The sequence below is a fragment of the Micromonospora sp. HM134 genome, assembly GCF_007833915.1.
Lineage (GTDB): Bacteria > Actinomycetota > Actinomycetes > Mycobacteriales > Micromonosporaceae > Micromonospora > Micromonospora wenchangensis.
Map to the genome: position 1 here is coordinate 734,047 of NZ_CP041061.1, position 24,764 is coordinate 758,810.

At 73.7% G+C, this 24,764-nt stretch carries 26 protein-coding genes, 1 tRNA gene and 2 pseudogenes; 20 read left to right on the top strand and 9 right to left on the bottom strand.

Annotated elements, in window-relative coordinates:
• Positions 1-51: 51 nt before the first annotated feature.
• Positions 52-414 (bottom strand): thioredoxin, encoded by a 363-nt coding sequence (trxA, locus tag FJK98_RS03670; RefSeq protein ID WP_088647038.1) that lies wholly within the window; start codon positions 412-414, stop codon positions 52-54.
• 624 nt (positions 415-1,038) lie between these two features.
• Here trxA and FJK98_RS03675 point away from each other — a divergent pair.
• From FJK98_RS03675 to FJK98_RS03720, 11 genes and pseudogenes are all read left to right on the top strand, one after another.
• Positions 1,039-1,551, top strand: coding sequence for a hypothetical protein (locus FJK98_RS03675; RefSeq protein WP_194823073.1), 513 nt, complete (start codon positions 1,039-1,041; stop codon positions 1,549-1,551).
• A gap of 97 nt (positions 1,552-1,648) precedes the next feature.
• Positions 1,649-2,272: an RNA methyltransferase gene (locus FJK98_RS03680; RefSeq protein ID WP_145917764.1), complete on the top strand. Its 624-nt coding sequence runs from the start codon at positions 1,649-1,651 to the stop codon at positions 2,270-2,272.
• A 205-nt stretch (positions 2,273-2,477) separates the two neighbouring features.
• A complete protein-coding gene (locus FJK98_RS03685; protein WP_145922547.1) occupies positions 2,478-3,122 on the top strand; it encodes a DUF6758 family protein in 645 nt (214 codons plus the stop codon).
• 116 nt (positions 3,123-3,238) lie between these two features.
• Positions 3,239-3,397, top strand: coding sequence for a hypothetical protein (locus FJK98_RS33055; RefSeq protein ID WP_165942702.1), 159 nt, complete (start codon positions 3,239-3,241; stop codon positions 3,395-3,397).
• A 6-nt stretch (positions 3,398-3,403) separates the two neighbouring features.
• Positions 3,404-4,270 carry a PH domain-containing protein gene (locus FJK98_RS03690; protein WP_145917765.1) on the top strand — a complete coding sequence of 289 codons (867 nt, stop codon included), beginning with the start codon at positions 3,404-3,406 and terminating at the stop codon, positions 4,268-4,270.
• 103 nt (positions 4,271-4,373) lie between these two features.
• Positions 4,374-4,799 (top strand): annotated as a pseudogene (locus FJK98_RS03695) (SigE family RNA polymerase sigma factor); the annotation flags it as partial.
• 266 nt (positions 4,800-5,065) lie between these two features.
• On the top strand, positions 5,066-5,290 hold the full coding sequence (locus FJK98_RS03700) for a hypothetical protein (protein ID WP_145917766.1): 225 nt from the start codon (positions 5,066-5,068) through the stop codon (positions 5,288-5,290).
• Positions 5,291-5,346: 56 nt separating this feature from the next.
• Positions 5,347-6,537 carry a hypothetical protein gene (locus FJK98_RS03705; RefSeq protein ID WP_240762594.1) on the top strand — a complete coding sequence of 397 codons (1,191 nt, stop codon included), beginning with the start codon at positions 5,347-5,349 and terminating at the stop codon, positions 6,535-6,537.
• A 22-nt stretch (positions 6,538-6,559) separates the two neighbouring features.
• Positions 6,560-7,426 (top strand): PHP domain-containing protein, encoded by an 867-nt coding sequence (locus tag FJK98_RS03710; RefSeq protein WP_145917768.1) that lies wholly within the window; start codon positions 6,560-6,562, stop codon positions 7,424-7,426.
• A 40-nt stretch (positions 7,427-7,466) separates the two neighbouring features.
• Positions 7,467-8,081, top strand: a complete 615-nt coding sequence (locus FJK98_RS03715) for a MarC family protein (RefSeq protein WP_145917769.1) — start codon at positions 7,467-7,469, stop codon at positions 8,079-8,081.
• A gap of 126 nt (positions 8,082-8,207) precedes the next feature.
• Complete coding sequence (locus FJK98_RS03720; RefSeq protein WP_205789480.1) at positions 8,208-9,044, top strand: PD-(D/E)XK nuclease family protein; 837 nt, start codon at positions 8,208-8,210, stop codon at positions 9,042-9,044.
• A 36-nt stretch (positions 9,045-9,080) separates the two neighbouring features.
• Here FJK98_RS03720 and FJK98_RS03725 read toward each other — a convergent pair whose 3' ends face one another.
• The gene (locus FJK98_RS03725) at positions 9,081-9,935 is read right to left on the bottom strand and encodes an oxygenase MpaB family protein (RefSeq protein WP_145917771.1); all 855 of its coding nucleotides are present in this window, start codon (positions 9,933-9,935) and stop codon (positions 9,081-9,083) included.
• 167 nt (positions 9,936-10,102) lie between these two features.
• On the opposite strand from FJK98_RS03725, the gene FJK98_RS03730 reads away from it, so the two are divergent.
• Both FJK98_RS03730 and FJK98_RS03740 read left to right on the top strand, forming a co-directional pair.
• Positions 10,103-10,585, top strand: coding sequence for a DUF2231 domain-containing protein (locus FJK98_RS03730; protein WP_145917772.1), 483 nt, complete (start codon positions 10,103-10,105; stop codon positions 10,583-10,585).
• Between the two features lie 990 nt (positions 10,586-11,575).
• Positions 11,576-11,758 carry a hypothetical protein gene (locus tag FJK98_RS03740; protein ID WP_309236914.1) on the top strand — a complete coding sequence of 61 codons (183 nt, stop codon included), beginning with the start codon at positions 11,576-11,578 and terminating at the stop codon, positions 11,756-11,758.
• Between the two features lie 111 nt (positions 11,759-11,869).
• Here FJK98_RS03740 and FJK98_RS03745 read toward each other — a convergent pair whose 3' ends face one another.
• Positions 11,870-12,421: a flagellar biosynthesis protein FlgA gene (locus FJK98_RS03745; RefSeq protein WP_145917774.1), complete on the bottom strand. Its 552-nt coding sequence runs from the start codon at positions 12,419-12,421 to the stop codon at positions 11,870-11,872.
• A gap of 310 nt (positions 12,422-12,731) precedes the next feature.
• Here FJK98_RS03745 and FJK98_RS33820 point away from each other — a divergent pair, with 310 nt between their 5' ends.
• Positions 12,732-12,971: a hypothetical protein gene (locus tag FJK98_RS33820; RefSeq protein WP_240763111.1), complete on the top strand. Its 240-nt coding sequence runs from the start codon at positions 12,732-12,734 to the stop codon at positions 12,969-12,971.
• Between the two features lie 62 nt (positions 12,972-13,033).
• On the opposite strand, the pseudogene FJK98_RS33825 reads toward FJK98_RS33820, so the two are convergent.
• Both FJK98_RS33825 and FJK98_RS03755 read right to left on the bottom strand, forming a co-directional pair.
• Positions 13,034-13,312, bottom strand: a pseudogene (locus tag FJK98_RS33825) (FmdB family zinc ribbon protein); the annotation flags it as partial.
• Positions 13,313-13,380: 68 nt separating this feature from the next.
• Positions 13,381-14,025: a 5-formyltetrahydrofolate cyclo-ligase gene (locus FJK98_RS03755; RefSeq protein WP_145917775.1), complete on the bottom strand. Its 645-nt coding sequence runs from the start codon at positions 14,023-14,025 to the stop codon at positions 13,381-13,383.
• Between the two features lie 85 nt (positions 14,026-14,110).
• Between FJK98_RS03755 and FJK98_RS03760 the strand changes: the two genes are divergently transcribed.
• The 6 genes from FJK98_RS03760 (at position 14,111) to FJK98_RS03785 (ending at position 20,680) form a co-directional block, all read left to right on the top strand.
• On the top strand, positions 14,111-16,372 hold the full coding sequence (locus tag FJK98_RS03760; protein WP_205789375.1) for a diguanylate cyclase: 2,262 nt from the start codon (positions 14,111-14,113) through the stop codon (positions 16,370-16,372).
• Between the two features lie 9 nt (positions 16,373-16,381).
• Positions 16,382-17,383: a UTP--glucose-1-phosphate uridylyltransferase gene (locus FJK98_RS03765; RefSeq protein WP_145917776.1), complete on the top strand. Its 1,002-nt coding sequence runs from the start codon at positions 16,382-16,384 to the stop codon at positions 17,381-17,383.
• Positions 17,380-18,672 (top strand): gephyrin-like molybdotransferase Glp, encoded by a 1,293-nt coding sequence (glp, locus tag FJK98_RS03770; RefSeq protein ID WP_088647610.1) that lies wholly within the window; start codon positions 17,380-17,382, stop codon positions 18,670-18,672. The genes FJK98_RS03765 and glp overlap by 4 nt, the downstream gene beginning before the upstream one ends.
• A 91-nt stretch (positions 18,673-18,763) precedes the next feature.
• Positions 18,764-19,366: a GNAT family N-acetyltransferase gene (locus FJK98_RS03775; RefSeq protein ID WP_145922550.1), complete on the top strand. Its 603-nt coding sequence runs from the start codon at positions 18,764-18,766 to the stop codon at positions 19,364-19,366.
• A gap of 178 nt (positions 19,367-19,544) precedes the next feature.
• Positions 19,545-20,354: a hypothetical protein gene (locus FJK98_RS03780; RefSeq protein WP_205789377.1), complete on the top strand. Its 810-nt coding sequence runs from the start codon at positions 19,545-19,547 to the stop codon at positions 20,352-20,354.
• A 252-nt stretch (positions 20,355-20,606) separates the two neighbouring features.
• Positions 20,607-20,680, top strand: a tRNA-Ala gene (locus tag FJK98_RS03785).
• 96 nt (positions 20,681-20,776) lie between these two features.
• Here the strand turns inward: FJK98_RS03785 and FJK98_RS03790 are convergent.
• From FJK98_RS03790 to FJK98_RS03805, 4 genes are all read right to left on the bottom strand, one after another.
• Complete coding sequence (locus FJK98_RS03790; protein ID WP_168222377.1) at positions 20,777-21,733, bottom strand: acyltransferase domain-containing protein; 957 nt, start codon at positions 21,731-21,733, stop codon at positions 20,777-20,779.
• Between the two features lie 177 nt (positions 21,734-21,910).
• The gene (locus FJK98_RS03795; RefSeq protein WP_145917778.1) at positions 21,911-22,672 is read right to left on the bottom strand and encodes an SDR family NAD(P)-dependent oxidoreductase; all 762 of its coding nucleotides are present in this window, start codon (positions 22,670-22,672) and stop codon (positions 21,911-21,913) included.
• Positions 22,673-22,780: 108 nt separating this feature from the next.
• Positions 22,781-23,986, bottom strand: coding sequence for a cytochrome P450 (locus FJK98_RS03800; RefSeq protein WP_145917779.1), 1,206 nt, complete (start codon positions 23,984-23,986; stop codon positions 22,781-22,783).
• A 2-nt stretch (positions 23,987-23,988) separates the two neighbouring features.
• Positions 23,989-24,660, bottom strand: coding sequence for a TcmI family type II polyketide cyclase (locus FJK98_RS03805; protein ID WP_145917780.1), 672 nt, complete (start codon positions 24,658-24,660; stop codon positions 23,989-23,991).
• Positions 24,661-24,764 lie beyond the last annotated feature (104 nt).

Genomic DNA, 24,764 nt, shown 5'->3' on the forward strand with positions numbered 1-24,764 from the left:
AAGTGAAACGCCGGCGGCCGGGCCGTGGGGCCCGACCGCCGGCGTCGGCGCTCAGTGCTGGTGGTTGGCGAGCTGCTTGCGGACGTCGTCCATGTCCAGGGCCTGGACCTGCTCGATCAGGTTCTCCAGGGCCGACTCGGGCAGCGCGCCGGGCTGGGCGAAGACGATCACGCCGTCCCGGATCGCCATGATCGTCGGGATCGAGCGGATGTCGAACTTGGCGCCCAGCTCCTGCTGCGCCTCGGTGTCGACCTTGCCGAAGGTGATGTCGGGGTGCTTCTCCGACGAGCGCTCGTAGACCGGGGCGAACCGCTTGCACGGGCCACACCACTCGGCCCAGAAGTCGACCAGCACGATGCCGCTGCTCTCGGTCACCTCGTCGAAGTTGGCCGTGGTCAGCTCAACGGTTGCCATTGGACTCTCCGATCAGCGCGGATTGCTTTTTCCGTCCCGTAGAACCAGGTCCTACCCCGGCAAATTCCCGGGTGGGACGCGCCGAAACCGGTCCGGGCCGGAGCCCCGATCATGCTCATCGAGCTGCATCTGTCGATGCGCGCGTGCGGACTGCACTTGCATGACGCATTTGCGTGACGGCCCGTGATGGGAGCGTTTCCAGGGAGATCGCCGCCCGGAGCAGCCAACATGCGCCAACTTGTCGCCTGACAAGGTACTACTTCACCTGCGGAGATCGCTCTCTCGTTGATCGTTAGTGACTCTGTGTATTGTTACGAAAAGATAAATGTGACCTCCGTCTCTGTTCGTTCATCGTCGTGGTGGGGCAGAATCTTCGACATCAGAGCGTGGGCGGCGGGTGCCGGGGAGGGCCCCGCCGCTCATTGCGTCTCCCCCCGGGTGGGCCCGGGAGTGACATTTCCCTGTCACCCGCCGCCCGGTGTCTCCTTAACCAGCGGTAAGGCGCGTCGAGTCGTACTCACTGCTGCCCGTCGACGGCGACGCGCGGGCACCCGGACCGCGACACCGGCGGCCGGGCGGGCGCGGATCGCGCCGGGACGGGCCCGTCACCCGTCCGGCGGGCTTATGCTGGCGGCGGAGGTCCTGATGAGCCACTCCCTCGCCGGAGAGCCGCCCTCTGCCGGACGGCGTGCCGCACCGCTGACCACCGCCGTCTACTCCGCCACCGAGTGGGAACTGCTCACCACACTGCCCGGTCGGGTGCTGGTGGCCGCCGCCTCGCCGGGCCCCGGCCGCCCGCCCCGGGACGTAACCGCCGGCCTCGTCGGACTGGACGCCGTCGCCGCCGGCCGGGCCTCCGACAGTGACCTCGTCCGCGCCGTGGTCGCCGCGATCTACGCCCGGCACGACGGCGCGACCGCTCCGGTCGGCGGGCCCGCCGGCCCCGGGGACCTGCCGCCGGCCTGCCGGGCCGCCGTCCGGGTGCTGCGCCGACGGGCCGACCCCGCGGACTCCGCCGCGTACCGGCAGTGGGTGGAGTCGGTGGCGGTCCGGGTCTGCCGGACCGGTGCCCCCGACCCCACCGACCGGCGGTTCCTGGAACGCCTCGGCGACGCGCTGGGCCTGCGCGGGCGGTGAGGGCGGTACTGCCCGGTGGACCCGGGGGCGCGCCCCGGACGACACCGGCCGGGGTGGGGTGCGAGGGTCGCGGCGGCGGCCGTACCCTCTTGGAACCGTGACCGAGGACCAGCTCGACGTGGGTGTCGGACCGTGGCCGGGCGACCCGCCGGACGACCCGCGCTACGACCCGGAGCTGCTCGCCGCCGGCGACCGGCGCAACGTGGTGGACCGCTACCGCTACTGGCGGCGGGAGGCCGTCGTGGCCGACCTGGACGCCCGGCGGCACGACTTCCACGTGGCCATCGAGAACTGGCAGCACGACTTCAACATCGGCACGGTGGTCCGCAACGCCAACGCCTTCCTCGCCGCCGAGGTGCACATCGTCGGGCTGCGCCGGTGGAACCGCCGGGGCGCCATGGTCACCGACCGGTACCAGCACGTCCGGCACCATCCGACCATCGAGGAGTTCGTCGGCTGGGCCGCCGGACGGGAGCTGCCGGTGGTCGGCATCGACAACCTGCCCGGTTCCCGGCCGCTGGAGACCACCACCCTGCCCCGGCGCTGCGTGCTGCTCTTCGGCCAGGAGGGGCCGGGGCTGTCCGCCGCCGCCCGCACCGCCTGCGACCAGCTCTTCTCGATCGCCCAGTACGGCTCGACCCGGTCGATCAACGCCGGGGTGGCCAGCGGCATCGCCATGCACGCCTGGGTGCGCGCCCACGCCGCCGCCCCGCCCGCCTGACCTTCCCCGGCCCGTGTCGGGCCGGCACCCCCACCGGGGGCGGAGGCCGGCCGCAGGAAATCGCCGTACGGGTGCTGAGGTGGGGAAAGGGAGGGCACGTCCGTGGAGGCGGCTTGACGGGGGCGCGTCGCCGGGCCACGGTGGGGATGTGAGTGTCGTGGTGAGTTGTCCGAGGTGTGCGGGTCAGGTGCGCCCACCGGACCTGATGCACGGTGAGTCGCGTTGCGTCCGGTGCGGACCGGTGGCCCCGCTGCACGTGCCCGAGCACATCGACGCCGACATCGTGGCGAGCGTGGTGGGCCGGGTCGCGGCCGAGAGCGACCCGCAGCGGCCCGCGCTGCCGCTGTGGTGCCCGTGGCCGCTGCCGTCCGGCTGGACGGTGACCGGGGTGGCCTGGGCCGGTGACGAGGCCGGTGGCGTCCGCGCCACGGCCGTCGCGTGCGCCGGGCCGGCGCCGCTCGGTGGCGGACCGGCCGAACTGGTCCTGGTGGCCGAGGAGCCGGGAGTGGGATTGGGCACCCGGTTCGCCGGGGTAGCCGGCCCGGACCCCGGTCCAGAGTTGACGGAGGTGCTGGCCGGGCCCGGTCCCGGCCCTGGTCACCCCGAGCATGTCGAGCCGGCGCGGATCAGGGTCGGCGGCCACCCGACTCCACTGTGGTTAATCAATTCGGCCACGGATCGAAGCGCGTACGCCGGTGAGGCTCGGGGAATGTGGCTCCATGCGATAGCCTGGCCGGCGAGCGCGGGTCACCTCCTCGCGGAAGATGTCGTCCTGCACGACCTCACCGAGTGGACTCCGCCCGAGCTCGTGTACGGCGCTCCGTCCCCGTACCTGCACGGAGGGGCTTGACGGCCTCCCGGGCGAGTCGGAGATGGGACGCAGATATTCACGCTACGACATCATGCTGATACTCTGGGTGCCGCTGCGGTAAACGGACCCGGCGCCGCGCGAGAGGATGGCCCGCTATGGTCAAGAAGGTCCTCACCTGGGCCGGTATCGCATTCTTGATCTTCTTCGTTGCCTACCGGCCAAACTCGGCAGCGGACGTCTTCAAGTCGCTCGGCGGTGGCATCGTGGACATCGCCCAGGGCTTCGGCGACTTCTTCACGAGCCTCGTCGCTTAACCGCCGATGGGCAGCCCCTCCGGACCCCCGTTCGACCCGGACGATCCCGGCCGGGACCGCCGGGAGCGGGACACCGAGCCGATCCCGAGGTACCGACCCGACGACGGGCCGGCCTACGGGTCCGGGGCGGGACCCGCCGGTGGACCGTCCTTCTCGGACGACGCCGGCTACGGCGACGCCCCGGGATTCGGCGGACAGGGGCGGACCTGGGTCCGTGACCCGGAGGCGGGCTACCAGCAGCCGGTCATCTCCGAAGAGGAACTGGCCGGCCTACGGTCCGACGCCCAGGGCATGACACCCCGCCGGGTGCTCCCCCTGGAGGACGAGCCCAGTTCTCTGGTCGCCCGCTACCTCTTCCCCACCGAGCGCTACCGGGGCGAGTGGAAGCGGCACTGGATCCACCTCGCCACCCCGATCGTCGTCGGCGTGGCGGCCACCTTCGTCCTCGGCTACCTCTCCGGCTTCCTCGCCGGGCAGGACGTCGGCGCCCTCACCACCATCGCCGTGCTGCTCTGGTTCGCGGTGATGGGCTGGGTCGCGTGGAAGGTCGCCGACTGGTGGTACGACCGGTTCATCCTGACCAACAAGCGGGTCATGGTGGTCAACGGCATCGTCACCCGCAAGGTCGCCATGATGCCGCTGGCCCGGGTCACCGACATGAAGTACGAGCAGACCCCCACCGGTCGGGCCCTCAACTACGGCACCTTCGTGCTGGAGTCCGCCGGTCAGGAGCAGGCGCTGCGTGAGATCAAGAACCTGCCCAACCCGAACGAGCTCTACCTGCGGGTCGTGGAGGAGATGTACGAGCCGCAGGCGGTCGAGGCCCGGTTGGGCAAGGAGGCCGACGAGGCGAAGGCCGACGACGGCGCCTGATCGGTTTCGTCCGTCCGTCGGGCGAACTGCCCACCTTTCGCCGTCGACCGGACCCTGTCCGGCGTGACAGCCTGCCAGGCAGGACGGGGTGCGGAGGTGAGCGGTGGCCGACCGGGATCCGCTGGAGGACGAGTTCCGCGACTTCGTCGCGGCGCGCTCCGGCGCCCTGCTGCGTACCGCGTACCTGCTCGCCGGGGACTGGGCCACCGCCGAGGACCTGCTCCAGACCGCGCTGACCAAGACGTACCTGGCCTGGCGGCGGTTGGGCGGGATCGAGGCGGTCGAGCCGTACGCCCGGCGGGTGATGGTCAACACGTCCACCAGTTGGTGGCGGCGTCGATGGCACGGTGAGCGCCCCACCGAGGTGCTGCCCGAGCGGGCCGGGGTGGACGAGATCGAGCAGCAGCTCGACCGGGACGCCCTCTGGCGGCACCTGCGCAGGTTGCCGGCCCGGCAGCGGGCGGTGCTGGTGCTGCGCTACTACGAGGACCTGTCGGAGGCCCAGACGGCGGCCCTGCTGGAGATCTCCCCGGGCACGGTGAAGAGCCAGACGTCACGCGCCCTGAACACCCTGCGCCGCCGGCTCGCCGCCGAAGGGCTGCCCGACCTCGCCGCCGACCCGACCGGCCGTCCCGCCCCGGCCGCCCCGACGGCCCGCCCGGCCACCACCGCCCGGCCCTCCCTCGCCGCCCGTACGCCGTCGCCCGACCGGGCCACCGGCGGCACCCCGACACCCGCGCCGGGCCGGACCCCGGCCGGCGGGGGCGGCGGGCCGCCCGACGCGCCGGTCCACCGGTGGCGGAGACCAGGCCGCCCGCCGCGGAGCACGCCGGGGCGCTGCCCGCCTCCGACCGCCCGCCACCCGCCCGCACCCCCGCCGGTGGGCCGCCCACCCGGGCCGGGGCCTCCCCGCCGGGAGCGGCACCCGCCGGGACCGGCGCCGACCCGGCGACGGCCCAGCCGGTCGGCGCGGGCACCCGACCGAACCCGACCACCGCGCTCGCTGCGGAGAGCCGATGAAACCCTCCTCACCCCGGACGGACAACCAGACCGGTGCCCCCGAGCGTCCATTCGCCGTGACGCACGACGAGCCGCTGGAGCAGGCGCTCCGGGAGACCCTCGCCCAGCGGGTCGCCGTGCCGCACCGGCTGCCCGTCGACCCGGCCGGGACGGCGCTCGGGCGGGCCCGTCGGGCGCGGCGACGGCGTACCGTCGCCGGACTCGCCCTGGCCGGCGTGGCGACCGCCCTGGTCACCGGGGGGATGACCCAGCTCGGCGGCCAGGCGGACCGCCCCACCACGCCGACCGTGGTGCTCGGCGACCCGCGCGGGGTGGCCAGCCTGTCCGCCGGGCCGGTCGCACCCGCCCCGCCGCAGCCGTCGACCGACGGCGGGGTCGACCTGATCGTCGCCGGCACCCTGGTCACCGTCGCCGGGCAGCGGTACGACCTGGGCGTCGGGCCGGTCGAACGTGCGCAACGGCTGCCCGAACACGGTGGCTGGCTGCTGACCGGGGCGGTCACCGCAGCCGGCCGTACTCTCTGGGTGGTGCCCGCCGGCGGTGAGCCCCGGGCGTTGCTCGCCGGGGCGGACGAGATCGCCCTGTCGCCCGACGGCCGGCAGGTGGCCTGGCGTGACGACGGCCGGCTCTTCGCCGCCGGAATCGTCGCCGGTCAGCTCGTCGCCCTCGTGGCCGGCCCGCCCGCCGACGCGGTGCCGGTCCGGTTCGTCGGCGACCGGGTGCTGCTGCGGGCCGGTTCCGCAGGCGGACACCGGTGGTGGCGGCCGACGCCGGGCGGGTCACCCGGGCCCGTCGCCCCGGACGTCCTCGACGTCTACGGGGTCATGCCGGACGGCCGGCTGGTCGCCCGGGTACGCGCCGGGGCCCGGAGCTGCCTGGCCGTGCTCGCCCCCGACCTGACCCCGACCACCACCCGGTGCGCGCCGACGCCCGCCGCCGACGGTCGGGGTGCGGTCTCCCCCGACGGGCGCTGGCTGCTGGTCAACGGCCGGCTCGCCGGGGTCGACGGCGCCGTCCTGGTCGACCTGGCCGACACCGCCCCGCCGTCGCGGACCGTCGGCCCGGTGATCGACGGCGTGGTGACCTGGACGGACACCCGGACGGCGGCGTACGTCGACCGGAACGGCGCACTGGTCCGGCTGCGCCCCGACGAGGCGCTGGCGGGCCAGCCGGCCACCTCGACCCCGGTCGCCGGGGTCGGTGACGGCGTCCGGCCGGTGCTGGTGACCGGAACCGACCCGGGGTGACCCGCCGGGTAGCGTCGGGATCATGCCCGCGCGCCCGTTGATCGACCTGCACGCCCACTCCACCGCCAGCGACGGCACGCTGGGCCCCGCCGAACTGGTCCGGGCCGCCGCCGACGCCGGGTTGGACGTGGTGGCGATCACCGACCACGACACCACCGCCGGGTGGGCAGCGGCGGCCGACGCGTTGCCGGCCGGGCTCAGCCTCGTGCGGGGCGCGGAGCTGTCCTGCCGCTGGCAGGGTGCGGAACCGGCGCTCCCGCTGCACCTGCTGGCGTACCTGTTCGACCCGGAGCACCCCGAGCTGGTCGCCGAGCTGGCCCGGGTACGGCAGGCCCGCGAGGCGCGCGGGGAACGGATCGTCGAGCTGCTGCGCGCCGACGGGATCGACGTGAGCTGGCCGGAGATCATGGCCGCCGCCGACGGGGGCACGGTCGGCCGCCCGCACATCGCCGCCGCGCTGATCCGGGCCGGCCTGGTCGCCACCACCACCGAGGCGTTCGGCCGGGAGTGGCTGGGGCAGCGGTACCGGCTGCCCAAGGAGGACATCGACGTGTTCCGGGCCGTCGCCCTGGTGCGGGCGGCCGGCGGCGTGCCGGTGTTCGCCCACCCCCGGGCCAGCCGGCGGGGGCGGATCGTCCCCGACGAGCTGATCGCCGAGCTGGCCGACGCGGGGCTGGCCGGCCTGGAGGCCGACCACGAGGACCACACGCCCGCCGAGGCGGCGCACGTCCGGCGGCTCGCCACCGACCTGGGCCTGCTGGTCACCGGCTCGTCGGACTTCCACGGCAGCCACAAGACCGTCCGGCTGGGCGCGCACACCACCGCCGTGGAGGCGTACGAGCGGATCGTCGCGGCGGCCTCCGGAGTGACCGGCGTCGCTTCCGGGTGATCCGCGTTTCGCCTGCCAGCGGCACCGCTACCCTCGTCCGGTGGATCTCAAGCTCTTCGGTGAGGTCTTCGTGACCCTGCTGGTCATCGTCGACCCGCCGGGCATGATGCCGATCTTCCTCGCCCTGACCGGCCCGCTGCCGGCCCGTGACCGCAACCGGGCCGCCTGGCAGGCGGTCGCGTTGGCGCTCGGGGTCATCGTGGTCTTCGCCGTCGCCGGCCAGACCCTCCTCGCCTATCTGCACGTCGACCTGCCGGCGTTGCAGGCCGCCGGTGGGCTGCTGCTGATCCTGGTGGCGCTGGAACTGCTCACCGGCAAGGCCGACGACCCCAGCCAGCAGGTCACCTCCAACATCGCCCTGGTGCCGCTGGGCACCCCGCTGCTGGCCGGTCCCGGCGCGATCGTGGCGACCATGCTCTTCGTGCAGCAGGCCGACGGCGTCGGGCAGGTCTCGGCGATCGCCGCCGCGATCGTCGCGGTGATGCTGGCGGTCTGGGTCGTGCTGCGGTTCTCCGGCGGCATCGTCAAGATCCTCCGGCCGGGCGGCATCGAGGTGCTGACCCGGATCGCCGGCCTGCTGCTGGCCGCCATCGCCGTGCAGCTCATCGCCGACGCGGTGGCGGCCTTCGTCACCCAGTACGTGAACATGGGCTGATCCGCCCGCCGTGCCGCCGCCGGGCTGTCGTACCGGGCTGGCAGGATCACGGGGGTGCGACGAGCCTCTTCCGCCGGCACCCCCCGGCCCCGCTCCGGCCAACCCGAGCAACTCGGCTTCGCCGGCATGCCCGAACGGCTCTTCACCTGCACACCCAGCAAACTCGGTGCGTACGCCGACTGCCCCCGGCGCTACCGCTACGCCTACCTGGACCGGCCCGCCCCGCCGAAGGGCCCGCCGTGGGCGCACAACTCGCTCGGCGCGAGCGTGCACACCGCCCTGAAGAACTGGTATGCGCTGCCCGCCGACCGGCGGCGTCCCGAGGCGTTGCCCGCCCTGCTCAAGGGCACCTGGGTCCGCGAGGGCTACCGCGACGACGAGCAGGAACGGGCGGCCTACCAGCGGGCGCTGGGCTGGCTGGAGGGCTACGTCGCGACCCTCGATCCCGGCGACGACCCGCTGGGCGTGGAACGGGTGGTCGCCGTGAAGACCGCCGTGCTGGCCTTCAACGGGCGGGCCGACCGGATCGACTCCCGCCCCGGCCCGGACGGCCCCGAACTGGTCATCGTCGACTACAAGACCGGCCGTACCGGGCTGGACGCCGACGACGCACGCGGCTCGCAGGCGCTGGCCCTCTACGCGTACGCCGCCGAGCGGACGTTCCGTCGACCCTGCCGGCGGGTGGAGCTGCACCACCTGCCGACCGGCACCGTCGCCGGGCACGACCACACCGAGGAGTCGCTGGCCCGGCAGCTCAGCCGCGCCGAGGACACCGCCCGGGACATCATGGCCGCCGAACGGGCGGTCACCGACGGGGCCGACCCGGACGAGGCGTTCCCCGCCGTCGCCGGGCCCCGCTGCGGCTGGTGCGACTACCGCCGGACCTGCCCGGTCGGCGCGCAGACCCCCGGCCGCGAGCCGTGGTCGGCGATCGACCGTCCCGCCGCTCCGGTGACCGACTGACCGGCCTCCCGCGTCGGGGCGACCGGTCAGGGGTGGTCAGGCGGCGGCGGTGAGGCGGGCGGCACGGTCCTTCGCCGCCTGCTGGATCGGGCTCTCCCGCCAGTTGCGGGGCAGCGCCGTCAGGGCCAGCCGCAGCGCCCGCACGCTCAGGTCGGCCGACAGCGCGGTGGTGGGCAGCCCCAGGCCGCCGTAGAGCCGCAGCGCCCACGGCGGCAGCAGCGCGAGCGCCGTGCCGGCCACCCCGAAGTACGCCCAGCGTGGCGGCCCCAGGCTCAGCCCCAGGCGGGCCGGTCGGCTGAGCTTCCACGGGATCGGCGGGGCGGTCAGGAACAGGGCCGTCTCCGCCGCCTCCTTCGTCATCCGCAGCTCGGGCCGGACCGCCCGGTAGTAGTCGGCCACCTCGGCGGCGCTGCCCGGCACCCCGGCCGGGTCCAGTCCCACCAGCGCGGCGGCCCGCCGCTGCTCGGCGTAGTACCCGTCGACCTCGGTATCGGTCAGCGACAGACCGGCCCGCCGGGCGGTGCTCACGAACGACTCGACCTCGGTGACGTGCACCCAGCGCAGCAGGTCCGGCTCGTCGATCCGGAACTGCTCCCCGGTGAACAGGTCGGTGGCGCGCAGCCGGGCGTGCCGGGCCCGCAACCGCCGGCCGGCCTGCTCGGCCTCGGCGGTGGTGCCGTAGTTCACCGTGTCGATGTACGTGCCGGTGCGGACCAGCCGCCCCCAGGCGTCCGACCGGTAGTTGCTGTTCTGGGCCACCCCGGCCATCGCCCGGGGGTGCAGGGTCTGGAGGTAGAGGGAACGCAGGCCGGCGACGATCAGGATCGGCTCGTCGTGCACCTTCCAGGTGACCGAACCGGGACCGAAGAGGCCGAGATCGTCGCTGTCCACCAGTCAACAGTGCCACGTCCGGCGTCGTGCCGCCCGCCGTCGGGAGGGGGCCGGGGTGGCCGGCGGCGTGCGGTGAACCGGAACGTTCGACGCCGCGTGTACGCCTACGGGGCAGGCCGCGACGTACGCTGACTGCCGCAACCCGCATTCCACGCTCGGAGGTGTCGGTGTTCAAGGAGATCAACGGTCTGCCAGGTCACGTCCTGGTGGTCCACGCCGTGGTGGTCTTCGTGCCACTGCTCGCGCTGCTGGCCAGCGCGTACGGCCTGATGCCGCGCTGGCGGCCCCGCCTCGACTGGGCGGTGGCCATCCTGGCCGTGGTCACCCCGGTCCTCGCCTGGGTGGCGACCGAGTCGGGGGAGGCGTTCGAGGCGGCGCTGCGGGCGAAGGGCTACTCGCCCGAACTGCTCGCCAAGATCCACGAGCATTCCGAGTACGGCGAGACGCTGCAATGGTTCACCATCGGCCTGGCCGTGGCGGCGTTGCTGCTGCTGGCGGTGACCAGCACCCGGGTGCGTACCCCGGACCTGCCCGCCTGGACGACCTGGGTGCTGACCGCGATCACCGTGGTGCTGGCGGTGTTCGCCCTGGTGTACGTCTATCTCACCGGGGACAGCGGCGCCGCCTCGGTGTGGAGCAACACCTTCTGACCGGTGACCCGGGTGGGTCGGGGTCTCGTCCGTCGGCGGTCTCGTCGGATTTGCCCTGCCGTCCGGCAGCGGTCAGAACAGCGCCCGGGAGCAGAGTAGGCAGAGCAGCACCAGCAGCACGACCCCGACCACAGCGCCGACGCTCCAGGTGATCCGTTGCGCCTGCTGCTCCGCGGTGTCCATCGCCTCCATGTCCTGCGCCGGCAGGGTGCGGGCCGGGGTCGCCGCTAGGTGTACGGGAGGACGCCAGCCCGGCGGTGGGGGCGTGGTCGGCGGCGGCCCGGCGTAACCAGCCGTCCCCGCCTGCCCCGCGCCCGCCCACCCCGGCCTGCCCGGTCCCGGTGCCGGCCTGCCCGATCCGGGTACCGGCCTGCCCGGTCCTGGTGGGGGCCCGCCCGTTTCCGGTACCGCCGGGCCCGCTCCCGGTCCGGACGCCCCCGTGCCGGGTCCCGCGTCGGACGGTGCCCCCGCACCGGGCTGGCCGGGCGGTGGTGCGGGCTGGGTCGGTGGTGGAGCGGACGACCGAGCCGGAAGACCCGTCGCCGACCCGTCGGCGGGGCTGGCCCAGGGCGAGGGGGCCGGTGAGGTCCCCGCGTCCGTCGCCGCTCTGGACCCGGCTCCCGTTTCCTCTCCCGGGCCGGCTTCGGCGGTTGCTCCTCCCACTCGGGCTGCGGAGCCTGCCTCCGCCGTACCCGCGTCGCTCGCCGGGGGTGTCGGCCCGGTGGGGGAGGGGGTGGGTGGCTGGTTGGGTGGGCGTCGCCAGTACCCGTCCTCGGGGCTGGCACCGCTGGGCGTCGTCACGCCGTCCGACGCTACCAACGTGACGAGCTAGTCAGCCGGTTCGACGCGGCGATCTTCGACCGGTGCACCCCCGCGCGCTGGTGGCGGTGCGGTCGCCTGCATCCCGCCCGCTGCGGTCCGGGCGGGTGCCGGAGAAGCACCTTCGGTGGTGCGCCGGGGTGGCGCCGGCGCGGAGTAGTGTTGCCGATCGTGAGCCCCGAGGACCCGGCCGGGCATGGCGTGCCCGGCGACGACGACCGTACGGTCGACCTCAGCGACGACTTCGTGGTGCTGCCCGAGCAGACCACCGACGACACCGACTTCGGCTGGGGTGAGCGCCGGGGCGGCAACGACGACTGGTTGCTCGCCGAACGCCCCCCGCACTGGAGCTGACCACCCCGGGGCCATCCGGCCGGGCGCGGTCTTTGGCAAGATCCACTTATTGGTGGCGATGTTGCGCTATCCGGGGTAGGTGATAGCGCAACATCGGCCCCGACGAGTGGATCAACCCCGGATGACGACGCTGAAGCGGCTGCCCTCCGGCTGGCCGACGGAGCGTTGCGCCTGATCGGGTCGGACCGCCAGGTAGAGCGCGGACGAGCCGTCTACAGCGTCCCGACCCACCACGTCGAGCACCAGCGCGTCGGCGGCCAGCAGGACCGTCTCACCGGCATTCCGTCCCGCCGGTAGCACGAGCAGGTCGACCCGCGCGCCGGGGCGCAGGACCGCGAGAGCGGCCGGCTCGGCCAGGCGTACGGGCACTCCGACGAAGCCGCTCGGCAGTGGCAGCGCAGCCCGAGCATCCCCGTCGGCGGCTCGATCACGGTTGGCTGGAGCGGACCGGCCACCGTCCTGGCCATGCGGGACGGCGACCCCGTCGGCAGCCGTACGCCCGTGGGATGTGGTGGGGGCGGGCCGGCCGGCGTCCAGGACGATCACCGCCAGCCCCAGCAGGACGGCGACCAGCATTGCGCGCAGCAGGGTCGCCCCACCCGGCCGGCGCGGCCAGCGGAACGGTCGTAGCGAGCTGTCACCGTCCGCGCCCCTGGCCGCCATGACCCACCTCCGCTGTCCGCCGGGCTGCCGTGGTGACATCCCGGCTCAGCAGGTTAGGCGGAAACCACACCCCTCACGAGCCGTTGTCCACAGCCTGTGGACAACGGCTCGCCCTGTGGAAAACCCGACCCCACCCCCAACCCGCCCACTGCCCCGGGTCAGGCCCGGTGATCAAGAGGTTCACGTCATCCGCAGAGATCCACTTGACCTGAATCTCTTGATCAACCCGGGCTGGCGGGGCGGGGGCGAGGGGGCGCGGAGGTGGGGCGGGGGTGGGGCGGGGGTGGGAGGGGGTCAGGAGGAGGTGCTGGTGGCGGGGGACTTGGTGGGGCTGGAGGACGACGAGCCGGACCCCGAGGACCCGGATGTCGAGGAGCCGGACCCCGAGGAGCCGGATCCTGAGGAGCCGCCCGAACTGGACGACGAACCCGAGCTGGACGACGAGCCGGAACCGGAGGCGTCTCCGCCGGACGAGGAACCCTCCGACTTCGCCGGCTTCGCCGCGCCGCTCTTGCCCTCGCTGCCGGAGGCCCGGGAGTCGGTGCGGTAGAAGCCGGAGCCCTTGAACACGACCCCGACCGAGTTGAAGACCTTGCGCAGCCGCCCCTCGCACGCGGGGCACTCGGTCAGCGGCTCGTCGGAGAACGACTGCACCGCCTCGAGCTGGTGGCCGCACGCGGTGCAGGCGTACTGGTACGTGGGCACGTTCTCCTCCGGATCTGGCACGGCCGGTTGGCACTCGACGTATTCGAGTGCCAATGGTGCGTCATCGGACCCGGGTTCGTCCAGCGGACGTGATCGTGATCCGTCCACCGGGCGTCCCCGTCCCCGGGCCCGCCGGGCGCGGACCGCACCCCACCGCAGGCCGCGACACCAACCGGACCAGACCATCAACCGGATGGCAGCATCAAACGCGCCGCAGCATCAAACGCGCCACGGCGTCAAGCCGGCCCCCGCCGTCAACCCGCCACATGATCGACAGACACGGGCGGCGGAAGCGTGAGCAACCCGTCCGACGGGGTGAGCACGGCACCCACCGGCCGGTCGTGCGGCTGGGCGGGCAGCGCGGGGAGCAGTTCGCCGTCGTGCAGCAGCGCCACGGTCAGGGTGGTCGCCGGCACCCGGGCCAGGGCGCGGTCGTAGGAGCCGCCGCCCCGACCCAGCCGGAGGCCGCGCCGGTCCACCGCCACCGCGGGCACCACCACCAGGGTGGCCCCGACGATCGCCGTCCGGCCCCGCCGGGGACTGTCCGGCTCGCGCATGCCCCGGCCGGCGGCGACCAGGGTGCCCGGCCCGGCGTACGGGGCCCAGTCCAGGTCGAGGTCGTCGCGGAGCACCGGCAGCAGCAGTTCCGCCCCGGCGGGCAGGGCGGCCCGCAGCACGTCGGGCAGGTCGGGGCCGCCCGGTTCGGAGCCGACCGGCACGTACCCGGTCATCCGGGCCGGCCGCAGCCGGCGTACCAGTGCGGTCAGTTCGGCCTGGACGCGCGCCGCGGCGGCGGCCCGTCGGGGTGCGGTGAGCGCCCGACGGCGGGCGAGCAGCGCGCCGCGTGCCTCGCGTTTGGCCGCGTGGGCGGCTTCCGCTCCATCAGAAAAATCGGGCACGCAACACTCCTGACGCAACGCTGTCAATACGGTCGCTCTGTGTCAGCATCGCAGGAACGGGCCTGGAACTTCCGGGGGGACAGCGTTGACGCTACGCGGGCGGTTGACGGCGGCCTTCCTCACGGTGGTGCTCGGTCCGGTGCTGCTCGGCGCGGTGTTCGTCGGCACCACGCTGTCGACGGTGGACCGCAGCCGGTCCACCGAACGCCTCGGTCTGGCCGCGTCCGCCGTGCGTACCTCGATCGACGCGCTCTGCCAGCAGTTGCGGGCCGCCGCCGACGCGGTGGCCCTGCGCCCCGACCCGGCGACCCGGGCGGGTGCGGCCGGTCAGGTGGTCAGCCGGGGCCTGGCCGCCGGCGTGCTGGTCACCGACGTGGCCGGCGGCACCACGTACGCCACCCCGGGTGGGCCGGCGACCCCCTGGCAGGACTGCACGGGGACAGCTCGGAGCGGCGGGCCGGTGCGGGCGCTGAGCGCCCGGGTGGACCTGCGTGACCCGGCCGGCACGCCGCTCGGCACGGTGGCCGCCGCCGAGGTGGTCGACCCGGCGTTCGTGGCCCGGCTGGCCGCCGCGACCGGCGTCGCGGTCACCCTGCTCGACGACGCCGACGGCCCCGACCGGATCACCCACACCACCGAGACCCGTCGGGTACGCGAGGAGGTGCTCGCCGCCGCCGGTGGCCTCGACGGCGACCGGGTCACGACGACCCCCGACGGCCGGTACGTCCGGCGGCTCGGGCCGACCCCCGGGCAGCCGCTGCCGCTGCTGCTCTCCGTCGCCGGTGAACGGCCGTCGGGTCTGCCGGCGGCGCTGGTCGGGGCGGTGCTGCTGGCCGCCGTGCTGGCCGTGCTGACCGCGTGGCGGCTGGCCCGGGTCACCACCCGGCCGCTGGTGGAGCTGGCCGGGGCGGTGGACCGGGTGGCCCGGGGTGACCTGACCGCCCGGGTGCCGGTGCGCAGCCGGGACGAGATCGGCCGGCTCGCCGCCGCGTTCAACCGGATGATCCGGGAGACCGCCGGGTACGTGACCGCGCTGACCAGCAGCCGGGACCAGTTGCGCGGGCATCTCGGGGTGCTCGGGGACACCCTGGCCAGCACCCACGACCTGCAACGCATCCTGCGGGTGATCCTGCACAGCGCCATCGCGGCGACCGGGGCGCGGGCCGGGGCGGTGCTGCTGCGCGACGACACGGCGACACTCGTCGGGCAGTGCGCCGAGGGGCTGGCCGGGCGCTGCCCGGCGGGCACCGAGCCGGAGGAACTGCGGGTGCCGGTGGGCGCGGGGGTGGTCGGTGCGGTCGCCGCCACCGGGGAACCGCAGCGGGGCCGGGTGCCGTCCGGGGCGACGCCGCCCGGCGAACCGTGGTGCGAGACGTACGTGGCGGTGCCGTTCACCGCGCCCGGCGGGGACGCCACCGGTCGGGACCCTGCGGTCGGCGTGCTGGTCCTCTACGACCGGCTGGGCGGCGACGAGTTCGACGACGACGACCTGGCCACCCTGCGTACCTTCGCCGGGCACACGGCGGTGGCGGTGGAGAACGTCCGGGTGCACGAGGAGGCGCAGCGGCTGTCGCTGACCGACCCGTTGACCGGGCTGTGGAACTACCGCTACCTGCGCGAGTCGTTGCGTCGGGAGGTGGAGCGGGCCAGCCGGTTCGGTCGGATGCTCAGCATCCTCGTCCTCGACCTGGACCGCTTCAAGACCGTCAACGACAGTTACGGGCACGCCGCCGGGGACGCGGTGCTCGCCGAGTTCGCCCGCCGGGTGCGCGGCGAGATCCGCGAGGTGGACCTCGCCTTCCGGCAGGGCGGCGAGGAGTTCGTGGTGCTGCTGCCGGAGACCGACGCCCGGGGCGCGGCGACCGTGGCCGAGCGGTTGGGTGCGGCGGTGCGGGAAACCCCGGTCGTGGTGGCCGGTCACGCGGGGGTCCCGACGACGATCGCGGTGTCGGTCTCCATCGGCATCGCCGTCTATCCCGATCACGCCAGCACCGGCGCGGAGGTGCTGGACGCCGCCGACGAGGCGTTGTACGCGGCCAAGGGTGCCGGCCGCGACGGCTACCGGGTGGCGACCACCCGGCACCGCACCGCCCCGCCCCGGGACGGTACGGCCGCCGAGGTCGCCGTGCCGGCGGGGGCGACCAGCCCGGACGACGGCCTGCCCCGCGCCGGGCCGCCCCCCGCCGACCGGCCGCCCACCCACCGGCCGCCCCCCGACCGGGCTCCCGCCGACGACCTGCCGGCCGACGGGTCGACCGGCCGGCACGCCGTCGGCGCTCCCGGTGTGACGCAGCCGGGCGGCGCGTCTTCCGGTCCTCACCCGCCGCGGCAGAGCCGTGGCCGATAGTCTCGCGGCATGTCGGAGCACTCAGCGAACCCCTCAACGGCCGCCGCGACCGGTCGTTCCCGTGCGGTCAAGGCCGTGATCCCGGCCGCCGGCCTGGCCACCCGGTTCCTGCCGGCCACGAAGGCGGTGCCCAAGGAGTTGCTGCCGGTGATCGACCGGCCGGTGCTCCAGTACATCGTCGAGGAGGCCGCCCAGGCCGGCATCGGTGACGTGCTGCTGATCACCGGGCGGGGCAAGACGTCGATGGTGGACCACTTCGACCGTCGCCCCGACCTGGAGGCCCGGCTGGAGGCCAAGGGTGACGCGGAGCGGCTGGCCGCGGTGAAGCGCCCCAGCGAGCTGGCCGAGATCTACACCTGCCGGCAGCCGGAGCAGCTCGGCCTGGGCCACGCCGTCGGGTACGCCGAGTCGCACGTCGGCGACCAGCCCTTCGCGGTGCTCCTCGGCGACGAGTTCGTCAAGCCGTCCGAGCCGCTGCTGCCGGCCATGTTGGAACTCCAGGCCCGCACCGGCGGCGTGGTGCTGGCCTTCTTCGAGGTCGACCCGGCCGAGACCAAGCGGTACGGCATCGCCTCCGTCGAGCCGGCCGAGGCCGAGCTGACCGACATCGGCGAGGTCGTCAGGGTCACCGGCATGGTCGAGAAGCCCCGGCCGGAGGACGCCCCGAGCAACCTGGCCGTCCTCGGCCGGTACGTCCTGCCGGGGCGGATCTTCGACGCGATCCGGCGTACCGAGCCGGGCAGCGGTGGCGAGATCCAGCTCACCGACGCGATGGAGCTGCTGCGCAGCGAGGGCGTGCCGGTGCACGCGATCGTCTACCGGGGCACCCGCTACGACACCGGCATGCCGCTGGGCTACCTCCAGACAGTCGTGCAGATCGCCGCCGAGCGGGAGGACCTCGGCGGTGAGTTCCGCGCCTGGCTGACCGAGTTCGTCAACCACGGCGACCAGACCGTCACCGCGGCGATCCTCGACGGGGTACGTGACGCGGCGGGCGGCTCCCGTACATGACCTCGACGGCCGACGCCGAGGCGGCCGCGAACGAGTTGACGCCGCTCGCCGACTACCTGGGCAGCGTGCTGCGCAGGTTGCGCGCGCTGCCTCCGCTCGACCTCGACCTCACCCAGGCGTACGGCAACGTCCTCGCCTCGGACGTCGTCGCCCCGCACTCGTTCCCCGCCTTCGACCAGGCGGCGGTGGACGGGTACGCCGCGCGCTGGGAGGACCTCGTCGGGTACGGCCCGGTCCCCTCGCAGGGGCCGGGCCGTCCGGTACGCCTCAACGTGGTCGGCGACCTGGGCGCGGCGAGCTGGCGTCCGGTGCGGCTCACCCCCGGCTCGTGCTTCTCGGTGGCCGCCGGTGCGCCGATGCCGATCGCCGCCGACGTGGTGGTGCCGGTGGAGTGGACCGATCAGGGCATGGCCGCGGTGGAGATCTTCCGCACCCCCAAGCGCGGGTACGGCGTCCGCCGCGCCGGTGAGGAGTTGCCCGCCGGCACGGTGCTCGCCCGGGCCGGCACGTACGTCGCCCCGGCGCTGGTGGCCGTCTTCGCCGCCACCGGCATCGGGCACGTGGTGGTGCGGCCCAGCCCCCGGGTGGTCATCGTGGCCACCGGTGACGAACTGGTCGACGTGGGCCGGGGCAGCCAGCCCGGTCAGGTGGTGGACGCCAACTCGCACGCGTTGACCGCCGCCGCCGCCGAGGTGGGCGCGTTGGCGTACCGGGTGGGGATCTGCGACGACGACCCGGAGGGGTTGCGCGGCCTGCTGGAGGACCAGACCCTGCGGGCCGATCTGATCATCACCACCGGCGGCACCGGCACCGGCCCCGGCGACATGGTCCGGCGCATCCTCTCCCGCCGGGAGGGCGGCCGGGCCGGTCCGGTGACGTTCACCGATGTGGCGCTGTACCCCGGCACGGCCCTCGGGTTCGGTACCGTCGGCGCCGAGGAGGTGCCGGTGGTGTGTCTTCCCGGTGAGCCCGGTGCGGCGTTGATCGGTTTCGAGGTGCTGGCCCGGCCGGCGATCCAGTTGCTGGCCGGCGCGGAGCCGGTGTTCCGGCCGAGCGTCCGGGCGCACCTGCTGGAGACCATCTCGTCGCCCGGCGGGCTGCGGGAGTTCCGGCCCGCGCACGTGGCCGAGCGGCGCGGCGGGGGCTACACGGTGCAGCCGCTCAGCGGTGGGCCGTACACCCTGTCCGGGCTGGCCGAGGCGAACGGCCTGATGGTGCTGGGCGAGCGGGTGACCACCGCGGCGGCCGGCTCCACCGTGGACGTGCTGCTGCTGGACCGGCGGCGGTGAGCCGGTCCGGGCGTGCCGACGCCCCGGGCGCGGACGGGAGGTCGGCGCGGTGAGCTGGTTCGGGCGGGCACCGGGGTGGCCGGTGGTGCTGATGGACGGTGCGGTGGTGCTGCGGCCGTACCGTCGTTCCGACGCCGGCGCCTGGTCGTCGGTGCGCCAGGCGAACCGGGCCTGGCTGGCACCCTGGGAGTCGCACCTGCCCGGCAGTTGGGACGAGACGAACTCGCCTGCCGCGTTCCGCTACGTGCACGCCGACCAGCGGCGCTCGGCGCGTACCGGTGAGGGGATGCCGTTCGCGGTCTGCCTGCGTGAGGACGGCCAGGAGCGGCTGGTGGGGCACCTGAACGTGGGCAGCATCGTGCGGCGGGCGTTCTGCTCCGGGTACGTCGGCTACTGGGTGGACTCCCGGGTGGCCGGGCGCGGGGTGATCCCCACCGCGATGGCGCTCGCCGTCGACCACGCGTTCGGCCCGGGTGGGCTGCACCGGGTCGAGGTGAACATCCGGCCGGAGAACAAGCCGTCCCGGCGGGTGGTGGAGAAGCTGGGCTTCCGCGAGGAGGCGTACCACGTGCGCTACATGCACATCGACGGGGCCTGGCGGGACCACATCGGATACGCGATGACCAGCGAGGAGGTGGCCGCCGAGGGCGGTCTGCTGGCCCGCTGGCACCGGATGCGTCACGACCTCGGGTGAGTCGTCCCACGCATGGGATGCGGCGCGGCGTGTCGGCATCCCGGTCGGTGGCCCGTAACCTCAAGTAACTGCAAGCTGCGGCAAGCGCTGCCCGGCCGCAGGATCTGCGCCCAGGGCGAGATTTCGGGGAAGATCCTGCTGTCGACCGGCGGTTGCCCCGAATTCGGTGACGGGAGGGGTGAGGGTGCCGACCTCGGTGCTCCTCGCCGTCCTCGCCGCCGCCGGTCTGCTCGCCCTCGCGCCGGCCCTGGTCCGTCGGTACGACGCCACCGAGCGGCTGGTGGCGGAGCGGGCGCAGTCGACGGCGCGGGTGCTCCAGCGCCGCCGGCGGCGTCGTACTGTCCCCGGCCGGCGGCCGGTCAACCAGCCCCGGGCGCTCGTCGTCACCCTTGCCGAGGACGCCGCCACCGGGAACCTCGGTGTCCCCGTCTCCGCGCCGCCGGCCCCCGCCCGCCGCGCCGCCCCGTCCGCCAAACGCCGTTCGGGCCGCCTGCGGGCCGTGCCGCCCACCGCCCGGCAGGCCCGCCGCCGCCCACCCCGGCACCACACCCCGGCCGTCTACCGGCGGCGTCGGGTGCTCGCCGCGCTGCTGCTGCTCAACTTCGTCGAGCTGGTCGGCGTGATCGTGGTCAGCCCCGGCTTCTGGATCAGCTTCTCGGTCACCGCCGCACTGCTGGTGGTGTACGTCGTACACCTGCGGCGACGGGCGCTGGCCGAGCGGCGTCGGCGGCGGCTGCGCGCCCGGGAGGCCGCCTGGCTGGCCGCCCGACAGGCCGAGGTACGCCGGGAGCAGGCCCGTCGGGCGGCGGCCCGCCGGGAGGCGCAACGCCGTCTTGCCGCGCAACGCGAGGCGGTACGCCGTACCGCGATGGGCCTGGACCGGCCGTCCGACCTGCCGGCGGCGGCCAGCGGGGGCGGCTCGGTGTCCTACCGCCGCTCCGGCGGCCTGCGTGGCCGCCCCTACCAGTCCGGCCGCGATCCCCGCTGACCCTGGGTCCGCACCCTCCGCCCCGCCTGCCCGCCCGGCTCGGGTCGGTGGCGCTCCTTGATCGACTCATCGGGGCCGAAAGGGTGCCACCGGGGCGGTCGGACACCGCAACCCGGGTGCACCGGGGCGGCGGAGCAGGTGGCCCGCGCGGCGGGAGGGGTGATTCGCCCGGGGGGCGGATGGGCTGTTAGTCTTGGCGCCGGCCCGCCCGGTGAAAGCCGGGTGGGACCGAAGCCGGTTTCACCCGGCGGAGGGGCTGTGGCGCAGTCTGGTAGCGCACCTCGTTCGCATCGAGGGGGTCTGGGGTTCGAATCCCCACAGCTCCACACCGACAAGGCCCCGGCCGGCAACCTGCCGGCCGGGGCCTTGACTATCTCCCACGAGCATCCGGGGCGAGCACGCTCGCCGGATGGGACGGACCACTACGCCTGGGCGGTGTGCCGGACGGACGGGTCGCCGCCGGCCAGCAGTTCGGCCGCCGCCGTCCACGCGCTGAGGTCCGCGCCTCTCGCGTCCGGCTGGGTCGGAGCCAGCAGCGGAACGACGAGGCTGCGCCCGTTCCGGACTGCCGGATGACGGCGGGCGGCGGCAGTCAGGCTGCGGTCCGAACTGCCGTCGAGCAGGACGAGGCCGGGACGATGACCCTGCTCGTCGAGCAGCGACTTGAGTGCGGGCCAGAAGAGGACCGGCAGCATGAGCTGATCTGCCCAGAAGGAGGGGTCGGCCGCCTGCGACGGGCTGACCGGCGCGGCCGTCCGGCTGGAGATCAGCGTGGAGTGCGGCGCGTTCAGCCGCAGCGCTCCCAGTTCGCGGCGGAACTGCGCCGCGGTATGCCTCATGACAGGGCTGTGGAAGGCATGACTGGATCGCAGGCGACGGAAGGAAAAATCGGCCGCAAGAAGTGACGACGCCGTTCTCCGCAGGGCCGGCTCGGGGCCGGCCAGTACGCAGTGCCGTGGCCCGTTGACCGCCGCGAGGGCGACACCGGGCTCGAACGGCTCGGGCAGCTCGTCGGGCGCCGCAGCGACCGCCAGCATGCCGCCGCGGCCGTCGGGGTGCAGAGTTCGCGAGCGTGCGGCCAGCAGCCGGACGAGATCCTCGGGTGGGAAGACGCCCGCCAGGCAGGCGGCTGCCAGTTCTCCCGCGCTGTGCCCGAGCAGCACGTCCGGACCACCGGCCAGGCCGCGCACCGCCGTGCCGAGGGCATATCCGACGATGAGCAGCAGCGCCTGGGCGACCCCCACGTCGTCCAGCGCCGGATTCGGGGCGGCGCGCTGCCATTCCACGGCGAGCCTGGCGCCTTCGGAGTCAAGCGACCGGAACAGGCCGTCCGTGCACGCGGTGAATGCCGGGTGCCGACCGTACAACTCGACGCCCATCCCCTCCCGTTGTGCCCCCTGACCGGGCAACAACAGAACTGTTCTGCGATCTGTCATGAGGACTCCCGAGAGATTGTTTCAGCGGTGCCGCCGGGCACTCCCGCGGAGCGGGGCGGTCGGCGGCGGGCCCGGCCTCCGCCCCGCGGCGCGGTGCGAAGGGCCGCGTCCGGGCAACGGTCAGGAGATCGACATGCCGCCATCGATGGACAGCACCTGGCCGGTCATGTAGTCGGCGTCCAGCAGCAGCGTGATGCCCTGGGCCACCTCGTCGGGGGTGGCCATGCGGCTGAACGCGGTCCGGGCCATGAGCGTGGCACGGGACCGCGCCGGGATGTCCTCGGTCATCGCGGTGGCCATCAGGCCCGGTGACAGCGCGTTGACGGTGATCTGGAATCGTCCGCACTCCAGGGCCAGACTCCGGGTCATGCCCAGCACCCCGGCCTTGGCCGCGGAGTACGCTGTCTGGCCCCGGCTGCCGATGAGGCCGGCGGGCGAGACGACGTTGATGATCCGGCCCCAGCGCGCGCGCATCATGTCCGGAAGCACCGCGCGGCAGGTGTGGAACGTGCCGAGCAGATTGACCTCAACGGTGCGGGTCCAGTCGTCGACGGCCTGGGTGGCCATGAAGCCGTCGTGACGGACCGCACCGGCGTTGACGAGCACGCTGATGCCGCCCAGTTCGGCGCGCACCCGGCCGGCCATGTCCTGCGTGACGGCCCAGTCGGCGACGTCCGCCTGTACGACGGTGCTGGGCCCGCTGAGCTCGGCCGCGAGCTTGTGTGCCCGGTCCGCGCCGGTGGTGTAGTGCAGGGCCAGCCGGTAGCCGCGGCGGTCGAGCACGTGTGCCACGGCGGCACCGAGCCCTCCCGAGGCGCCGATTATCAGGGCGACGCGGCCCTCGGTGCCCGGTTCGGCGGCGGGTTGGATGTCGTCGGCCATGTGCCGGTCCTCCTCAGCGTGAGCGGGCTGTCGTGCCCGCCGACCATCCGCAGCCGGTGCCGGCCGCCGCGCCCGGGGTCGGGGCACGGGTGCGGCGGCCGGCACCGCTCACCAGGTGAGCGGCATCTCGGCCGGACCGAACGCCTGGATCGAGTGGTACTTGTACGTCAGCTCCGACTCCGGTACCGCCAGCGCGAGGGTGGGAGCCCGCTCGAACAGCGTCGTGATGACGATGTCCATCAGTTCCGGCACCAGGCGGTTCGCCGGGCACTGGTGCGGCCCGTGACCGAACGTCAGGTGCCGGGTCGTCTTCTCCCGCATGAGATCGAGCTTGTTGGGATACGGGCACAACTCCGGATCACGGTTGACGGGCAGGGTCGGCACCACGACGCCGTCGCCGGCCCTGACCAGGGTGTCGCCGATCCGCACGTCCTCCACGGCCAGCCGCATCGGCGTGCCGTCGTTGACCGAGTAGAACCGGAGCATCTCGTCGATCGCCAACCGCAACTTGTTCGGGTCGGCGAGCAGGGTCGCCCGCTCCTGCGGGTGGGTCAGCAGGGTCAGTACGCCCAGCGTGAGCATCGTGGACGTCGAGTTGTGGATGCCCTGGGCGTTGGACAGCATCAGCGGCGCGAGCCTGAACCAGTCGACCTCGCCGTGCTTGTCGAGCTCGCGCTGGATCAGGCGGCTCATCAGATCGTCGCCGAGGTTCTCGGCCTTCTCCTTCAGCACGTCCTCCGCGTGCTGGTTCAGGCGTGCGGCCGACGCCTTCTCCTCCTCCTCGGTGGCGGTCTGCATCAGCAGGTGCCAGACGTTCTCCCGCATCTTGCGCTGCTCGGCCTGGGGGATGCCCAGGAAGATCTCCTGTAGACGCCAGGCGATCGGGTACGCCAGCTCCGTGACCATGTCGACCGGTTTGTCGGTCCGGGCCAGGTACTCGTCGACCTTCTCGCTCACCGCCTCGCGCAGCCGTGGCAACAGCCGGGTGAGTCCTTCCGGCGAGAATTCCTGAATGACCGGCTTCTTCTGCTCCACGTGCTCCGGCCCGTCCAGGTTGATCATGAAGGGTCCGCAGTACTTCAGCTTGTTCAGCGAGTTCGGTGTCATCTTGGGGAAGTCGTCGCTCATCTTGTCCGAGCTGAATCGCGGATCGGACAGGACGAACCGCGCGTAGTCTGGCCGCACCACCATCCAGGCCAGCTTCCCGGTCGGCAGGGTGACCCGGCCGATTCCTCGTTCACGCAGCGTCTCGTACTCGGGCGGGAGTTCGCCCGGGAGCTTTCGCCGGATGGGGTGGGTCGGTAGTTCGGTCATTCTCACACCTCTGCAGCCCAGTAGTAGAAACGAGTGGCCAACGAGTTGCCTGTCGGGTCGTATGGCGGAATGAGCTGCGTGAGGTCGTCGACGAGCTGGAGGAAACGGGGATCCCCCTCCGTCCACACCGCACTGATCACCTTGACGGGATCGGGCTCCGCGAAGTCCTGGATGTGCAGGTAGATGCCACGCCACAGATAGATCTGGCGACGCAGCGTCCCCATGGTCAGGGGAATGTCAGTCGCATCGGACTCGGCGAACAGCCGTGCCACCTCGGCGTTGTGCTCCCGCCGCTGGGTGTTCACGATCACCGCGCTGTACGTCTTTTCGAGATTCTCCAGTTGCTCGGTCGGCCACACGTAGAAGCGCTCGGCCGTCGGCTGATCGATCGGGCCGTCCCAGTCCTCCGTCCCGGCATGGTCGCCGAAGTAGGCCGAGAGGCTCTCGTTCAGCCGGGCGCACTGCGGTTCGGTGGTCGCCACCTGGTACGCCTCGGCGGAGTCCGCGACATCCCAGTCCTGCATGTGTACGTAGATGTCGGAGTAGAAGAAGACCTGCCGCCGGCGTAGCCGGGGAAGCCCGATGGCCGCCTTGCCGTCGAACTCCTGAAGGATCTTGGTAACGGCGGCGACGTCATCACTATCGAATCTACCGACAGTGACAATGTTCGGCATATGCCTCTCCTCGCGGTAGGCGGGCTGAATGTCTTGCCGCGTCACGGACCCTCGCAGGGCTCGTACCGAGGTCGCGCCGAGCTTGCGCCACCGCCTTCGACGCC

What these genes read in the sequence shown, in the direction of transcription:
- trxA (WP_088647038.1), bottom strand. Translation starts at nt 414, where the DNA reads ATGGCAACCGTTGAGCTGACCACGGCCAACTTCGACGAGGTGACCGAG.
- FJK98_RS03675 (WP_194823073.1), top strand. Translation starts at nt 1,039, where the DNA reads ATGCTGGCGGCGGAGGTCCTGATGAGCCACTCCCTCGCCGGAGAGCCG.
- FJK98_RS03685 (WP_145922547.1), top strand. Translation starts at nt 2,478, where the DNA reads ATGCACGGTGAGTCGCGTTGCGTCCGGTGCGGACCGGTGGCCCCGCTG.
- FJK98_RS33055 (WP_165942702.1), top strand. Translation starts at nt 3,239, where the DNA reads ATGGTCAAGAAGGTCCTCACCTGGGCCGGTATCGCATTCTTGATCTTC.
- FJK98_RS03690 (WP_145917765.1), top strand. Translation starts at nt 3,404, where the DNA reads ATGGGCAGCCCCTCCGGACCCCCGTTCGACCCGGACGATCCCGGCCGG.
- FJK98_RS03710 (WP_145917768.1), top strand. Translation starts at nt 6,560, where the DNA reads ATGCCCGCGCGCCCGTTGATCGACCTGCACGCCCACTCCACCGCCAGC.
- FJK98_RS03720 (WP_205789480.1), top strand. Translation starts at nt 8,208, where the DNA reads ATGCCCGAACGGCTCTTCACCTGCACACCCAGCAAACTCGGTGCGTAC.
- FJK98_RS03745 (WP_145917774.1), bottom strand. Translation starts at nt 12,421, where the DNA reads ATGGCGGCCAGGGGCGCGGACGGTGACAGCTCGCTACGACCGTTCCGC.
- FJK98_RS03765 (WP_145917776.1), top strand. Translation starts at nt 16,382, where the DNA reads ATGTCGGAGCACTCAGCGAACCCCTCAACGGCCGCCGCGACCGGTCGT.
- glp (WP_088647610.1), top strand. Translation starts at nt 17,380, where the DNA reads ATGACCTCGACGGCCGACGCCGAGGCGGCCGCGAACGAGTTGACGCCG.
- FJK98_RS03775 (WP_145922550.1), top strand. Translation starts at nt 18,764, where the DNA reads ATGGACGGTGCGGTGGTGCTGCGGCCGTACCGTCGTTCCGACGCCGGC.
- FJK98_RS03790 (WP_168222377.1), bottom strand. Translation starts at nt 21,733, where the DNA reads ATGGGCGTCGAGTTGTACGGTCGGCACCCGGCATTCACCGCGTGCACG.
- FJK98_RS03795 (WP_145917778.1), bottom strand. Translation starts at nt 22,672, where the DNA reads ATGGCCGACGACATCCAACCCGCCGCCGAACCGGGCACCGAGGGCCGC.
- FJK98_RS03800 (WP_145917779.1), bottom strand. Translation starts at nt 23,986, where the DNA reads ATGACCGAACTACCGACCCACCCCATCCGGCGAAAGCTCCCGGGCGAA.
- FJK98_RS03805 (WP_145917780.1), bottom strand. Translation starts at nt 24,660, where the DNA reads ATGCCGAACATTGTCACTGTCGGTAGATTCGATAGTGATGACGTCGCC.